We start from the raw sequence: 15,573 nt of genomic DNA, 5'->3' as shown, positions 1-15,573 counted from the left end.
TGGAAGAAATGACAAATAAGCCAAAGTTTTTCAAAGTATTAAGTACACTTGCGGTTTCAACATTACTACTTTCAGCATGTGGGGGCAGTGGTGGTAGTGAAAAAACGAGCAGCACAAAAAAAGTAGATACAAATAAATTTAGTGCATCTGTTAAAAATGATAAAAAGGAAATTAAAGATGGTTCATTAACATATGGTCTTGTTTCTAACACACCATTTGAAGGACTTTTGAACTTCGCTGTATATGAAGGAGATCCTGATAACCAAGTCATTACCATTTTCGATGAATCTTTATTATCAAATGACGAAAACTGGGAATACACGAATGATGGTGCTGCTACATATGAAATTTCTAAAGATAAAAAGACAATTACACTGAAAATTAAAGATAATGTAAAATGGCATGATGGAAATCCTGTTACTGCAGAGGATTTAGAATATTCTTATCTTGTAATTGGTAGCAAACAATATGCCGGTTCTCGCTATGACACTCAAATGCAAATGATTGAAGGTATGGAAGATTACCACAATGGAAAAGCTGACAAAATTTCAGGTATAAAAGTAACGGATCCAAAAACAATTTCGATTACATATAAAGAGCCGAATCCTTCAGTGAAAACTGGGCTTTGGGCATACCCTCTTCATAAGAAATATTTAGGAGATGTACCAATCGATAAATTAGCAGAATCTGATAAAATCCGTAAAAACCCAATTGGTTTTGGACCTTTTAAAGTGAAGAAAATTACTCCTGGAGAATCCGTTGAATTTGAACGTTTTGATGACTATTATGGTGGAAAACCAAAGCTGAAAAGCATGGTTTTAAAAGTTGTTAACCCTTCCGTTGTTAACGCGTCCTTAAAAAATGGCGATATTGACATTGCTGAAGTAAGTGCAGATCAATATCCAAATGTAAGTAAATTAAAAAATGCACAATTAGTCGGTAAAACCGATTTATACTATAGTTATATCGGCTTTAAATTAGGCCATATGGATAAAGAAAAAGAAGAAGTAGTGATGGATAAAGAGAAATTTAAAGATGTTCGTGTACGTCAGGCGATGGCGTATGCTATTGATCGAAAAGAAATTGGTGAAAAATTATATCACGGCCTACGTTATCCGGCTAACTCACCAATCCCACCATCTCTACCAAAATATCATAACAATAAAATTGGTGCCTATGATAAAGATGTAGAGAAAGCTAAAAAGTTATTAGATGAAGCTGGCTATAAAGATACGAACGGGGATGGATTCCGTGAAGATCCGAATGGTAAAGAATTTAAAGCTAATTTCTTATCAATGAGTGGTAGCGATGTAAGTGAACCACTTGCAAAATTCTTTATTCAATCTTGGAAAGACATCGGGCTAAAAGTTGAGCTTCTTGATGGTCGCTTGCATGAATTCAACTCATTCTACGATATGATAAAAAAAGATGATCCAAAAGTTGATCTTTTCGCGGCAGCTTGGGGAACTGCATCTGATCCAGACCCTTCTGGTATTTGGGCTAAAGACGCATCGTTCAATTACACACGTTGGGCTACTGACAAAAACACAGAATTATTAAAAGAAGGTATTTCTCCAAAAGCTGCTGATGAAAAGTACCGTAAAGATGTATACGATAAATGGCAAAAATTAGTTCATGATGAAGTGCCATTAATTCCACTTCATTATAAATTTGACTTAAAAGGTGTAAATAATCGCGTAAAAGATTATAAATATACACCAGTGGATCAATATAAATGGGGTAACGTTAGCGTAACAAGCGATAAAGCAGAAACAGAGAAATAAGAAAATAGCTCCTGGCGCTGAGATACATGCCAGGAGCTATTTTTTATTTACAATCCTTCTCTTGCTATTAATAACAACCAATTCCTTCCCTACTCTAAAATTAAAAGATTTGATGAACCATCTTTATTAAAATAGCTAACGTAACAGATGCAGCGAATCCCCCTAAACAAATAAGACCGACACCTTGGCTATATGATAAATTTTGAAATGCTTTCATCTTTTTCATCCCCCCTCTCTCCCCTTCGATATGTTTATTTTACCAATGGAATAATTTTCATAACATCGATTTCACTAACAACTAACTTACAAATTTGTAAGTTAACTATTCCCCTTTAAAGCTATATATCTAGTATGTCCAAGCTCTCTCCCTTTATACGTCAAAAAAGACCTCGAATTATATCAAGGTCTTGCTTACACTACAGAATATATCACTCAATTTATTTAATAATCATCACCGGGCATTTCACACGTTTTGCTATTTTATGACTGACACTACCAAGCACCATTTCTTGCAATGTATTTAATCCTCTACTCCCAGCAATAACAAGGTCTATATCCCCTGTATTTACATATTGAACGATCGTATCTCCAGGATCACCATGTAATATCGTAATTGTATAAGGAATGTCCTCTTTCTTTAATAAACCTTCAATCTCTTTTAATTTATCTTTTCGACTAGCCGATATTGTTTCTAAATCTGTTTGACCTTGTATAATATCTGATTTTGCCGTTCTATTATCTACTACGTACACAACTTCAACATTTGTTTCTTCATTAAATTTCGCAATATACGTTGCATGTTCCGCTGCTCGAAGTGCATGTTCAGAACCGTCACATGCTAATATAATTTGTTTGTACATATGCTGAATCCCCTTTTCGTTATCCTACCCGTATTATATAATAAAGCCCCCTAAAAAGGAGGCTTCTAACTAGCAATTCTTTTATTATAAGTAGCTAAATTTGAAATGATCTTCGAGCTTCGTTCATTTAATCCCGTTATACTTACTTTCACGCCACTTTGTTCATACTTCATGATAACTTTATCAATTGCGGCTACTGCTGAATCGTCCCATACGTGTGCGTGAGTAAAATTCAACTCAACTTCTTTTACATCTTCATTGAATGAAAAGTTATTTATAAAGTCTGCTGTAGATGCAAAGAAAAGTTGACCGTGAATTTCGTATATTTTCTTATTTTCAATATATAAATGTTTCACGTGAATCTTTGCCATATTGAAAGCAAATAAAACTGCACTAATTACTGTTCCGATAATTACACCTAATGCTAAATTATGTGTAATTAAGACAATCACAACTGTTACGATCATAACTAATGCATTTCCTTTTGGTACTTTATGAATCGTTGTTACAGAGTTCCAATCAAACGTTCCGATTGAAACCATAATCATAACTGCAACTAATGCTGCCATCGGAATATGAACGACATAGTCACCTAAAACAAATAGTAAAACGATTAAAAATCCACCCGCTACAAATGTTGATAAACGACCTCGTCCACCTGATTTAATATTAATAACAGATTGTCCAATCATTGCACATCCTGCCATTCCTCCGAAGAAACCAGCCACAATATTTGCAATACCTTGCCCACGTGCTTCCTTATGTTTATTACTTTCCGTATGCGTCATATCATCTAAAACTGAAGCTGTTAATAATGACTCTAGTAAACCGATAATTGCAAGCATAACTGCGTACGGTAAAATAATCCCTAATGTCTCAAGTGTAAAAGGCACGTCAGGCATACTAAAGAATGGTAATTCTTTCGGCAAGCTTCCCATATCTCCTACTGTTTTCAACTGTAATCCGCTCATAAGTGCAATACTTGTCACAATAATAATGGAAATCAGTGTAGACGGTACAGCAGTCGTAATACGTGGAAATATATATATAATTGCAAGTCCTAATACGACAAGTGCATACATTTGCCAAGTTGCATTTTTAAAATGCGGCAATTGCGCTGTAAAAACTAAAATTCCAAGTGAATTTAAAAAACCACTCATAACAGATTTAGGAACAAACTTCATAAATGAGCTCAGTTTGAACACGCCAAAAATAATTTGGACAATACCCGTTAATATTGTTGTAGCAAATAAGTATTGCAAACCGTGATCTTTAACGAGCGTCACCATTAATAATGCCATTGCACCTGTTGCAGCTGAAATCATCCCAGTTCGTCCACCAACAAATGAAATGGTAACTGCAATACAAAAGGCTGCGTATAACCCAACGGTCGGATCCACGCCTGCAATAACAGAGAAAGCAATCGCTTCAGGAATTAATGCTAAAGCAACGACAATTCCCGATAGTACATCCCCTCTCACATTGGAGAGCCAATCATTTTTTATCGTTTGAAACAAAATACCACTCCTCTACTCTTTTCTCATTTGATTTTCTCCATAAGAAAACCTGGCCGACTGCACGAAGGCTATTATATAACGAGTAGAGAGATTTTTGCTATGTAAAAGTTTCCTAAAGAAAAAGGCACTACCTTAGTAGCGCCCTTGTTCATTATATTAATGTCCACCGTGCCCTTGACCACTTTCTTGTACAATCTCTAACCTCTCATCCAATATACCTTGTGTTTCAAATGAAATATCACTCGTACTTCCTAATAGGAAGCCGTGGTTATACGGTCCAAGTGTTGGGTCATCTTTAAACTTCGGCTGAATACTAGCAAGGAAGTCATACACTGGTTGTGAAGCTTTTCCTTCTTCTAACAATACAATAGGGGCATGTTTACCCATATGTGAAAAAGGTGCTCCCGCAACTGCTAAGTCTGGTGTTTTACTTGAAACAAATGATAAACCGTGACCTGGTTTTGTGAACCCCCACCCAAATTTCGTTTTTGTATCTTTAAATTTCGCAAACGCAACGGAATTTTCTGTTGGGGTTTCACCACTAATACGCGTTACTTTCCCGTATTTACTTAACTCTTTTTCTACTGCTTTTGAAATGATTTTTTCTGGTCCTAATACATATATATTCGCTTTATCTTTTCTCATCTTTAATGCCTCTATCGTTGCTTCTGGCACCTTATCTTTCTCTGTATATAAAAGCGGTTCTGGCATATGAGAGATCCAATTTACAGCTGGTGTTGTATATAAACGCCCTTCTTCTTCAGACGAACCGATAATAACACTATTTGGATAGCTTCCTGTTATATCGGCATATTCTTTATCCACATCTTTAGCAAATATAGCTGGATTTGTTTCTTTTATTTGCTTTACTTTATATGCTTTTAATTGCTCTAGGATAGATGCACCTACATCCCCCATCACCATAATTTGTGTTCCATCTTTCGTTCCGAGCGGATTTAATCGTTGTATTTCTTTTAACGTCATTTCGGGTATCTTTTCTTTTTCTATAAATAAAATCGGCCCGTTATTCGGATGGTGAATAAGGTCCGCACTCGCAATACCTAATTGCCATTCGGTTACTGGTACTAAAATAATAGCGCCTGGCTGATTCTCTTTATGCGTTGCTGGCCATATCGTTTGCGAAGTTAATACTGCCATTTGCAACGGATCGTTTGTGTTTAATCTCGTTACATTTTTTAAGCTTGTCGTTAATAAATCATTCGATGCACCTTCGTTCATTTCTTTCGGCGCAGTTACCTCCTGATTCATTTTCATTTCCTTTTGCTCTGTTTTCTTCTCTTTTGTAGATTCATGATTTTTATGATCTGTATTCGTTTGTCCACACGCTGCAAGACCAACTGCTGTAATTATTGTTATCCCAAAAATTCGGGTCATCTTTTTCACTATACCGCCTCCGTATGAATCGTTTTCGAGCCAATATGATTACCTAAAATGAAATTTCACCTTTACAATAACAAGCAATTCTGAAGAAATTATGCAGATGCATGATAATCTGCACCATTTCTTCATGATTTTGACTTACAATTTAAATAATAACTACAAATGTGGAGGTACTCTATGGTCGATATACTACTCGTAGATGATGAGCCGAGAATGCTTGAATTATTAACACTTTATCTTACTCCGATCGGATACAACTGCGTATGTGCAATATCCGGGGAAGAAGCTATTTCACATATAGAAAATCGAAACTTCAAATTTGTTTTACTCGATATTATGATGCCAAAGATGGATGGTTGGGAAACGTGCAAAAGAATTCGATCCTTTAGTAACGTTCCTATCATTATGGTAACGGCTCGTGATCAAACGATAGATGTCATTCAAGGGTTAAAACTTGGAGCCGATGATTACGTAACGAAACCTTTCCATGAAGAAGAGCTTTTCGCAAGAATTGAAGCTGTTTTAAGGCGAACGAATCAACACGCGCAAATACAATATCACGGCATTTTATGGGATGAGGCAAAACACTTCGTTTCTGTCTATAATGAAGAACTTCTTCTCACTCCAATCGAATTCTCTTTACTCGGATTATTTTTACGTCATGTGAACTACGTATTAAGCCGTGATCAGCTCATTGAACGAATTTGGGGATTAAATACAAATACAGAAGATAGAACAGTCGATTCACATATTCGTAATTTGCGTGATAAATTACGAAAAGTAAATTTCCCTATTGATCACCATTTAAAAACTGTTTACGGAGTCGGATATCGATGGGTTGATACTCTAGAGTAAGGAGCTAAACGATGAAGCGCATTTCTATTCAACTCGGATTTTATTTTTTAATTGTTACACTGTTAATCGAAAGTGTTCTATTTGTCTTGCTTTATTATAGCCTTGTCAACAATAGAGTAAATGAAGAAATGACAGCTTTATTAAAGCGCGGAAATAGTCACCGAGATGTCCTTGAAAAATATTTTGATAAGCAAACAATTTCCCATGTTGCACTAATGGAATCCGAAGCCGAAACCACTGTCGTTATTACAAATGCAAATAAGGATGTACTAGCTAAATCCAACGAAATAAATACTACTATAAAAAAGCATATTGAAAAGATGCAAACACGGACAGATCATGACGGAGCAATTATAGAGAATCATTGGAAAACATCTAATTATATATGTACAGTTAGCCCCATTGTAGTGGCTAGAAAAACGGAAGGCTATGTATATATGTTTCTCGGAACGGAATCAATCGAGGAAATGATTAACGGGCTAACAAAACAATTCATTATTGCCGGAGTCATTACGTTTCTATTAACAGTCATCACCATCTTTCTCTTATCACGGTTGTTAACAAAACCATTGTTACACATGAAACATGCCACTGAAAAAATGAGTAAAGGCGATTTATCCGTTTCGTTAACGACTACTCGCAATGACGAAATTGGTGAACTAGCATCGTCTATTCAAACACTTGCTAATGATTTACATTATATGAAAACAGAGCGAAGTGAATTTCTAGCAAGTGTTGCTCATGAATTACGAACACCGTTAACATACGTAAGAGGTTATGCTGACATTGCTTTAAAAGAAACCACATCTCCTGAGCAACGTTTGCGATATTTATCTATTATAAAAGATGAGTCTGATTATATTACGAACTTAGTTCAAGATTTATTTTCACTTGCACAAATGGAGCAACATAACTTTTCTATTCAAGTAAAGGAAGTACATTTACACACCTTCCTTACTCGCATAGCCGAAAAAGTAAATGCCATGTATAAAGAAAGATACATTACAGTTTCTTTCTCTTGTCCTCCTACACTGGTAGTAAACTTAGATGAACAGCGATTTGAACAAGTTATAATAAACATGTTAAATAACGCTTATAGACATTCAAAAGAACATTCTCATATAAACATTTCTGTTACAGAAGAACATAAAAGTATCTCCATTACACTTGAAGATGAAGGCGAAGGTATTCCTCCTGAAGACCTCCCTCACATTTTCGACCGCTTTTATCGAGTTGATAAAGCAAGATCACGCGCTACAGGTGGAACTGGTTTAGGACTATCTATCGTTAAAGAAATTGTAGAACTACACGGCGGAGATGTTACTGTAACAAGCGAAGTCGATCACGGGTCTTGCTTTATCATTTCATTACCATCTATACAAAAACACGACTACTGATGGTAGTCGTGTTTCTTTATCCCGCTATTTGCCGGGCAGTAAAACCCCTACCTCAAAATTCAGCGGAAGCAAAGAAGTTAGGTGGGGTATCAACTGCCCGTAAAAGCCCGATTGGTGAAGGCTAATAATCAGTGGGAGATGAACAAAAAACCCACTGATTAAAGTTTCACTTTATAATATAAATTGACAAATTGCCCAAAACGTTTCGTATCCGTTAAAGTTAAATTAATTTCTGGATTCTTTTCTTTAAATAACGGAACACCAGAGCCTAATATATGCGGTGTAATCGTAACAATATATTCATCAATTAGATTATTCTTAAAGAATTCTCTCAGTAGCTCTCCTCCACCGACCATCCATATTTTAGATCCTTCTTGTGCTTTTAACCTTTTAGTAAACTCCACTACATCTTCATTTACAAACTCCACGTTTCCGTCTGAACCTTTTTCTGAACGAGAAAAAACATAGCATGCTTTATCTAGGTACGGAAATGTTTCTGTATGCTCTACTACATAATCGTACGTTCGTTTTCCCATAATGATTGTATCAATCGTTTCATACATTTCTGTATAACCGTTATCTCCCTCTCCTTCGGTTTCCATTAACCACTCTAAATCATCATTCTCTTTCGCAATATATCCATCCAAACTAGCGGCTATAAATAAAACAACTTCACGTGACATCTCTTTTCCTCCTTACAACGTATATTGATAAAATTACCTTATACACACTATACTAACCTTAAAACATGACAATTCATGTCATGTTAAAAAAGAAACGAGTGAGATAGTTGTCAAAAGCAAAACGTTTACTAGACATTCTTATATTCGTGTCTGCGAAAAGAACATTTACAGCTCAGGAAATAGCTGATGAATTTAATATTTCCGTTCGTACTGTTCATAGATATATTTTAGATTTAAGTGATATGGGATTACCCCTTTACGCAGAACAAGGTCGTAATGGAGGATATAAAGTATTAACGAATAAAGTCATTCCGCCTATTTTATTCACCGAAGAAGAAGCAGTATCCATCTTTTTTGCTTTTCAGTCTTTAAGCTACTACAGAGACTTACCATTTAACACAGAAATCAATTCCGTTACGCATAAACTGTATAGCTCTCTACAACATGATGCGAAAGCGAAAGTTGATAAAATACGTTCTTATATTGCTTTTTGGAATCCGAAGAGAGCAATTGATACCCCTCTTTTAAACGAAGTGTTAACCGCGGCTATTGAAAATAAAGATTTACACTTTCAATACGAATCTAAATCGGGGATAAAAACAAAACATGTTCATCCTATCGGGGTATATGCTCATGATGGGCTATGGTACTTACCATCCTATGACTTCAGTAGAAAAAAAGTATTACTGTATCGCGTTGATCGTATTCTTTCTATATTATCAACAGAAGAAAATGAAGATACGTTCATGAATTTAGAAGAATGGTTCGACTCGAGCTCTAACGTAGTACACATTCCTACCCAGTTACATGTCTCATTAACAGCAGAAGGCGTGCGCCAATGTAAAAGCGTTCCTTACCTTGAAGAATTCGTGGTAGTAAACGAAGACGGGACAGGGTATATACATTCAACAATTGATAAAGGTGAAATTAACTTTATTACCCCTTTATTTTATAGACTTGGAAAAGATGCACGAGTTTTAGAGCCGAAAGAATTAATAGATGGTTTACGTATGCGTGCGAAAGAAATTTTACATATGTATGAAGACGAAAAAAGCTGCTAACTATAAGCAGCTTTTTAGTCTAGTTGTTCCTATTATGTTTACGATTGACGAATATCGAACCACCAACGATTTTTCTCATTCATATTCTCAGTTCCACTAGAACCACTGTAACGGAAAGCTTCAAGGAAAAGTGAACCTAATTTATCCTCATCTACAAAATAGCCTAATTTAACATTTACCGTTTGTCCTGGTCGAATACTGCCAATATTATAAAAGCTTTTTCCATCTCCGTGAGGTTCTAAATAATCAACTTCGCCTGTCATAATATTTTTTTCCTCAATTCCATCTCTTTCAGCGTAGTTCCATGCATTACCTTCAGATTTAAGCAACTTTATGGATGGATGCATATAGATTTCTTTTGTCGACTTTTTACCAATATTTTTCACTGTTGTTGTTAAGTAAACAAATTTAGGATTAACTAATTTTGATTCTACTAATTTATCAATTGAATCTTTACCATTTCCGAGTTTATATTCATCCCGTCTGTATGGTAGCAATTCTCCCATCTGATTTAAAGCCTTATTCTCGCTTAGTATTTCTAAGCCACGTTCATTAAAGTTTTCTTGTTTAAAATCTTTGATTGAATCAAAGACTTCAACTTTTTCTATTACATATTCAATTTGGCTGTTATCCATGATTATAGTTACTGGAACCTTTTGTCCTATATGAAATAGTCGTTTGCTATCTTTTTTCAAAGGAATAACCTTAGTTTTTTTAGGTTCATCTGCTTTGCTAAAACGATTTTCATCATAATCTACTATATGTGATGCCTTTTCTTTTGACGTAGGCTCAAGTGAAATGCTCCCTAACACATCCATCATTTGTTCTTCGTTTACATCGGATCCAATATAACTTTCTAACATAATCCCTTCTTTCTCAAAAAAGAGAAAGACCTTTCTGTCAAACATTACATTGTTGTTTCCTGTTTCTTTATGGACAATTACTGCTTTCCTACCATTTATCTCTTTTTCTTCGTAACTTTTCGAGTACAAAGTTTGAAAATCTGTATTCTCCCCTACTCTCCGAAGAGCGAATGAAAATCCCCCCTTTGCATAGTTATCTTTAAAGGAATATTTCATAGCAGAGTCATCAATTGCCTCCATATTTTCTGGTAATTTATCGATTTTCAATTTATACCACTTGTCAGCCTTTTTCGAGTCCTTATTTGTTACTGAAACATTTACTTCATAATTTTGTTTTTGAACGATCATATTATAGACTTTTACTGCACCAAAAACTGTTGTCGGCATACCAATCAATAAACAAGCAGCAGCGATTAACATGCGATGTCTTTTACGCTGTTTCTGCGGTTGTCCATCTTTCAGCTTCATTTCCTCCATAAACAATTTCTTTTTGCGCGTATATGTATGTGAAAATTCATGTTGTTCTTCGAGTTTATCAAAATCATCTAAAGCAATTTTTTCAGCAAGTTCATATATTTCTTTGGAGTTCTTTGAATTCGTCATGTTGTATACCTCCTATCATATTTTGGACTCGTTTTCGAGCGCGTTCAAACTGCTTACGGACATTGGCCTCATTTATCCCCATGACATTTGAAATTTCTTGATACGTTAAGTTATAGAAGACTTTGTACTTAAACACCTGTCTGTTAGATTCACTTAATTCTTTTAGCAATGTATCAATTTGAACCTCCGACATTTTACGTTTTTCCCACTCTTCAACATTTTCATCTACTGCTTCTATTGATTCTCTTTCATATTCTTCTAAAAATGTTTCATGTCGTTTATTTTTTCGGTAACTATCAATCGCCTTGTTTTTCGCTACCCTCAAAATGTAGCGTTTAAGCTCTTCAGTGCTCAAGCTATGAAGCTTTTCCAAGTTCTTATAAAGAGTAATAAACGTCTCTTGAACTGCATCTTCAGCCTGTTGAATATTATTTAAAATAGAATAAGCTACATAATAAATTTTTTGTTCATATAACTCATATAGCTCTTCCATCTTTTCATAATCGTTGTTTATAACTTTCATATAATTCCTCCTCTCACTCTATATAACGAATGGGCGATATAATTTGTGACACAGCGATATCGTCTTATAGATAAAATCTAATAATAGAATAAACAAAAGCCCAATTTCTCTATTTTAACTGAGAAATTGGGCTTTTTAATATTAGAATTTTCCTGACTGCTACGCCTTTTCAGTAAACAGTATTTGCTCTATCGCTTCTTGTAACAAATTCTTTGTCTCTTCAAAGTTATGATTCTGCTGTTCTCCTGACTGCACCGCATAAAACTCAGCAAACGAACGCTCTTTATATCTCGGTACGACATGCATATGATAATGTGTTAACTCATTAAAGATTCCACCATTTTGACAAACTGTAATTCCATCTGGTTTATATAATGATTTAATCGCTTTTGCAATCAGCTTAGCAGCATCCATAATGGATTTCGCTATAACATCATCTAATTCGTCCACTTCTACAACATGCTGCTTCGGCACAATTAAAGTATGTCCTGGATAGAAAGGTTCATGATCTAAAAAGCAAGTTACATAATCATCTTCATATACTTTATATATTTTTTCCTCTTCGTTTGCTAATTTACAGCCTAAACAGTCCATTACACTTTCCCCTCTTTCAAAAACATAAAAACGTGAGAATACGGCTCTCACGTTTTTATGTTTCACTTTATTAGTTCAATTGTTTCCGTAACCTTTATACTATCTTTTACAGATTGAACAATCGTGCAATTTTTCACTGCAAGTTGTAGCGCCTGGTCCAATTGCTCTTCTGTAATGTTTTGTGCTTTAATTTTATAGTGCAAATGAACACTTTCAACTGGTTTTGATAAAGCTTCACTTCTACCAATTTCAGTCTCAATTGTAAACGTATCGTATGTAATACGTTTCTTTTCTAAAATTGTTCGAAAGACAATTGCACTGCATCCTGCGATAGAAGAAACGAGTAATTGTAACGGTGAATACCCATCTTCTTTTCCAATTGCTAATGGACCATACGATAAATCTGCCTGTATATCATCATGCTTAATTTTTATTTTCATACTTCGCTTCCATCTCCACTTTCATCGGTTTCTTCCGTTTCTTACTCATATAATAATATATATAGCAGAAAATGATAAATGGAATACCACAGTATAACGCCATTCGTTGTTCTGGAATAAACGCTAAACTAATAACAACGATACTATTTGTAATTAAAGCTAAAATAGGAACAATCGGATATAACGGTGTTTTATATTTTAAGTCCTCTAACTTTCCTCCGCCTTTTATATACTGACTTCTAAAGCGAAGTTGCGATAGAGCAATAATAATCCAACTTGATACAGCTGATAAACCAGCTATAGATAATAAATACATGTATACTGTATCTTCTGCAAGGAAGCTTGTGAATAAAGATAACCCTGCTACTGCAATCGTTACGACTAGCGCTGTAATTGGAATACCTCGTTTATTTACTTTCTTGAAAGAAGTTGGTGCCATTCCTTCATTTGCAAGTGACCATAATATACGAGTTGCCGCGTATAATCCTGAATTCGCTACAGATAGTAACGCTGTAATAATAACGAAGTTCATAATATCAGCTGCGTATGGAATACCGATTTTATCAAATACGACTACGAATGGGCTTTCAATTACGCCAGCTTCTTTCCAAGAAATTAATCCTACTAAAATCGTCATTGTTAAAATGAAGAATAACATAATGCGCCATACTGTATTACGAATCGCACGTGGAATTGTTTTTTCTGGATCTTTACTTTCTCCTGCTGCAATCCCGATTAACTCTGTTCCTTGGAATGAGAAGTTAACCGTAATCATCGTAAGTAATACGGCAGCTAGTCCATTCGGGAATAATCCGCCATCGCTTACAAAGTTAGAGAAAAGAGGTGCTGCTTCTTTTCCGTCATATGATATAAACCCTAGTAATGCACTACCACCAAGAACAACAAATGCAAGAATTGTAACTACTTTAATACTAGAGAACCAAAACTCTAATTCAGCATAACTCTTCGCTGAGATAGCGTTTGAAGCATATAAAATAACGCCGAATACGAGACACCATACCCAAACATCAACATTCGGAAACCATCTTTTCATCATTAAACCGATTGACGTTAATTCTAGTCCTACTGTTACTGCCCAGCCAAGCCAATATAGCCAGCCGATCATAAAGCCCGTTCCTGGTCCAATAAACTTCGTCGCATACTTTTGAAAAGAGCCTGAAACTGGCATTGCTACCGTTAACTCTCCAAGACAAAGCATTGTTAAATACATAATAAATCCGCCTACTAAATATGAAAGGATGGCTCCCCCTGGTCCAGCCTGATTAATGGTGTAACCTGAACCTAAGAAAAAACCAGTCCCGATTACACCACCTAGTGCGATCATAAATAAATGTCTACTCTTCATCGTACGATGTAATTTCTCATTCGTTGGTTGCTGCATCTAAATCCTCCCCCTACCGATACCCCTATATCTTGTTAAAATTTTCTGATAATAAAAATATACACGAAAGCGATTACAATTTCTATATAAAATTAAAACTTTTCTGATAAAACAATACAAAAAATCGAATTATCGTGAGAATCAGATTCTAATTAGAGGAAAATAAGGATAAACAAGGAAAAATCTTTACATATATTGTAAAGGTTAACGGAGTTCTAATCTTCTCGATAAAATTGATAAACTATAATTTACGATAAAGTACATACAAGCTACTACTATAAACGTTGGAATCATATAATTTACATTCTGTCCGCTAATAATTTGAGCATTATGCATAAGCTCTGGCAGTGATATACCAACTGCTAATGATGTATCTTTCAGCAATGAAATAAACTGACTGACAAGTGGCGGGACCATTCTCCTTAATGCTTGTGGCAAAATAATATGCCAAAGTGCTTGAACATACGTTAATCCTGAAGACCTTGCGGCCTCAATCTGTCCTTTTTCAATAGATAATAGACCACTTCGAACAATTTCAGATATCATTGCTGCTTCAAATACTGTTAAAGCAACAATTACAGCTGTTATAATTTCTAATTTCAATCCTACTTCTGGAAGTGCAAAATACGTGAAAAATATAATTAAAAGTAGTGGTAAGTTTCGAATCACTTCAACGATAATTCCTAATACTTGTGAGACTACGGGGATTTTCATATAGCGCAATATCCCTATTACACTACCAATAATAAAGCTAAGTACAATTGCAACGAGCGCTACCTCTAACGTTATAAGTAATCCTTTTAATAAAAACAGAATATGATCCCCTGTTATTGCTCCCTTAAAATCCATTTACACCGCCTCCTTTGCCAAGCGTTTTTCTAAATAACGCACTAGCATACTGAGCGGAATTGTTAATATTAAATAAAATACCCCGACAAATATATAGACGTCGAACGTAACAAATGTCTTCGTTGAAATTAAGTCTCCTTGATACATTAAATCCGTACCAGCGATAATTCCAAGTATGGAAGAGTTTTTTACTAAATTGAGAAATTGATTTCCTAAAGGAGGGATTACGATTTTCATCGCCTGGGGTAAAACAACATAATACATTCCCTGTACATACGTTAATCCTGAAGACCGCGCCGCTTCCATTTGACCTTTTGCAACTGATAAAATACCAGCGCGAATGACTTCTGCAATAAATGCTGCCGTGTATACGGTAAGCGTTACTGTCCCTGCTACAAAACCATTTAAAGTAATTCCTATTACAGGTAAAGCGAAATAAAATATAAATGCAATTAATACGAGTGGAATATTTCTTACAAACTCTACAAAAGCTGATCCTATCCAATTTAAAATACGAATAGGTGCAATACGCATTACAGCCAAAATTACTCCCAAAATAAAGCTGCCTATTAACGCAATTACACTAGACATCACTGTATATTTAAAGCCTTCTAAATACATATCAATGTTATTCGTTAATATAGAAAAATCAGGCACATATTCTCCCCTCTTTCTTTACAAGAAGAGGATGAGTATCCCCTCATCCTCTTGCTATTTATCAATGGGAATACAGCTCCATTC

The 15,573-nt window shown here is 35.2% G+C and carries 16 protein-coding genes; 4 read left to right on the top strand and 12 right to left on the bottom strand.

The features are described from left to right. The first annotated feature begins 8 nt into the window (after positions 1–8). Entirely contained in the window at positions 9–1,784 is a 1,776-nt protein-coding gene (opp4A, locus tag MR113_RS15950; RefSeq protein ID WP_242255444.1) for an oligopeptide ABC transporter substrate-binding protein, read from the top strand. Between the two features lie 100 nt (positions 1,785–1,884). On the opposite strand, the gene MR113_RS15945 is transcribed toward opp4A, so the two are convergent. The 4 genes from MR113_RS15945 to MR113_RS15930 all read right to left on the bottom strand — a co-directional run bounded on the left by MR113_RS15945 (position 1,885) and on the right by MR113_RS15930 (position 5,565). Next, on the bottom strand, positions 1,885–2,010 hold the full coding sequence (locus MR113_RS15945; protein ID WP_000738294.1) for a DUF4027 family protein: 126 nt from the start codon (positions 2,008–2,010) through the stop codon (positions 1,885–1,887). Positions 2,011–2,221: 211 nt separating this feature from the next. Further along, positions 2,222–2,644, bottom strand: coding sequence for a universal stress protein (locus MR113_RS15940; RefSeq protein ID WP_242255442.1), 423 nt, complete (start codon positions 2,642–2,644; stop codon positions 2,222–2,224). A gap of 65 nt (positions 2,645–2,709) precedes the next feature. After that, on the bottom strand, positions 2,710–4,161 hold the full coding sequence (locus MR113_RS15935) for a SulP family inorganic anion transporter (protein WP_242255440.1): 1,452 nt from the start codon (positions 4,159–4,161) through the stop codon (positions 2,710–2,712). Positions 4,162–4,317: 156 nt separating this feature from the next. Next, positions 4,318–5,565, bottom strand: a complete 1,248-nt coding sequence (locus tag MR113_RS15930; RefSeq protein WP_242255438.1) for a cell wall-binding repeat-containing protein — start codon at positions 5,563–5,565, stop codon at positions 4,318–4,320. A 174-nt stretch (positions 5,566–5,739) separates the two neighbouring features. Here MR113_RS15930 and MR113_RS15925 point away from each other — a divergent pair, with 174 nt between their 5' ends. After that, positions 5,740–6,417, top strand: coding sequence for a response regulator transcription factor (locus MR113_RS15925; protein ID WP_242255436.1), 678 nt, complete (start codon positions 5,740–5,742; stop codon positions 6,415–6,417). A gap of 11 nt (positions 6,418–6,428) precedes the next feature. Next, the gene (locus MR113_RS15920) at positions 6,429–7,814 is read left to right on the top strand and encodes a sensor histidine kinase (protein ID WP_242255434.1); all 1,386 of its coding nucleotides are present in this window, start codon (positions 6,429–6,431) and stop codon (positions 7,812–7,814) included. Between the two features lie 158 nt (positions 7,815–7,972). On the opposite strand, the gene MR113_RS15915 is transcribed toward MR113_RS15920, so the two are convergent. Further along, entirely contained in the window at positions 7,973–8,497 is a 525-nt protein-coding gene (locus MR113_RS15915) for a dihydrofolate reductase family protein (protein WP_242255432.1), read from the bottom strand. Between the two features lie 107 nt (positions 8,498–8,604). On the opposite strand from MR113_RS15915, the gene MR113_RS15910 reads away from it, so the two are divergent. Continuing rightward, positions 8,605–9,558 carry a helix-turn-helix transcriptional regulator gene (locus tag MR113_RS15910; protein ID WP_242255430.1) on the top strand — a complete coding sequence of 318 codons (954 nt, stop codon included), beginning with the start codon at positions 8,605–8,607 and terminating at the stop codon, positions 9,556–9,558. Between the two features lie 38 nt (positions 9,559–9,596). Here the strand turns inward: MR113_RS15910 and MR113_RS15905 are convergent, their stop codons facing one another. The 7 genes from MR113_RS15905 to MR113_RS15875 form a co-directional block, all read right to left on the bottom strand. Further along, complete coding sequence (locus MR113_RS15905) at positions 9,597–11,024, bottom strand: DUF4367 domain-containing protein (RefSeq protein WP_242255427.1); 1,428 nt, start codon at positions 11,022–11,024, stop codon at positions 9,597–9,599. Next, positions 10,990–11,547, bottom strand: a complete 558-nt coding sequence (locus MR113_RS15900; protein ID WP_242255425.1) for an RNA polymerase sigma factor — start codon at positions 11,545–11,547, stop codon at positions 10,990–10,992. Before MR113_RS15900 ends, MR113_RS15905 begins: the two co-directional genes overlap by 35 nt. 159 nt (positions 11,548–11,706) lie before the next feature. After that, positions 11,707–12,192 (bottom strand): HIT family protein, encoded by a 486-nt coding sequence (locus MR113_RS15895; RefSeq protein WP_242255423.1) that lies wholly within the window; start codon positions 12,190–12,192, stop codon positions 11,707–11,709. 11 nt (positions 12,193–12,203) lie between these two features. Next, a complete protein-coding gene (locus MR113_RS15890) occupies positions 12,204–12,581 on the bottom strand; it encodes an OsmC family protein (RefSeq protein ID WP_242255421.1) in 378 nt (125 codons plus the stop codon). Continuing rightward, the gene (locus tag MR113_RS15885; RefSeq protein WP_098885065.1) at positions 12,565–13,983 is read right to left on the bottom strand and encodes an amino acid permease; all 1,419 of its coding nucleotides are present in this window, start codon (positions 13,981–13,983) and stop codon (positions 12,565–12,567) included. Before MR113_RS15885 ends, MR113_RS15890 begins: the two co-directional genes overlap by 17 nt. Positions 13,984–14,187: 204 nt before the next feature. Beyond that, entirely contained in the window at positions 14,188–14,832 is a 645-nt protein-coding gene (locus MR113_RS15880) for an amino acid ABC transporter permease (RefSeq protein ID WP_242255419.1), read from the bottom strand. Beyond that, the gene (locus MR113_RS15875; RefSeq protein WP_061676362.1) at positions 14,833–15,489 is read right to left on the bottom strand and encodes an amino acid ABC transporter permease; all 657 of its coding nucleotides are present in this window, start codon (positions 15,487–15,489) and stop codon (positions 14,833–14,835) included. Between the last annotated feature and the right edge of the window lie 84 nt (positions 15,490–15,573).

Source organism: Bacillus cereus group sp. BfR-BA-01379 (assembly GCF_022663605.1).
Classification (GTDB): Bacteria; Bacillota; Bacilli; order Bacillales; family Bacillaceae_G; genus Bacillus_A; species Bacillus_A mobilis.
This window is presented reverse-complemented; position numbering and strand designations above follow the sequence as displayed.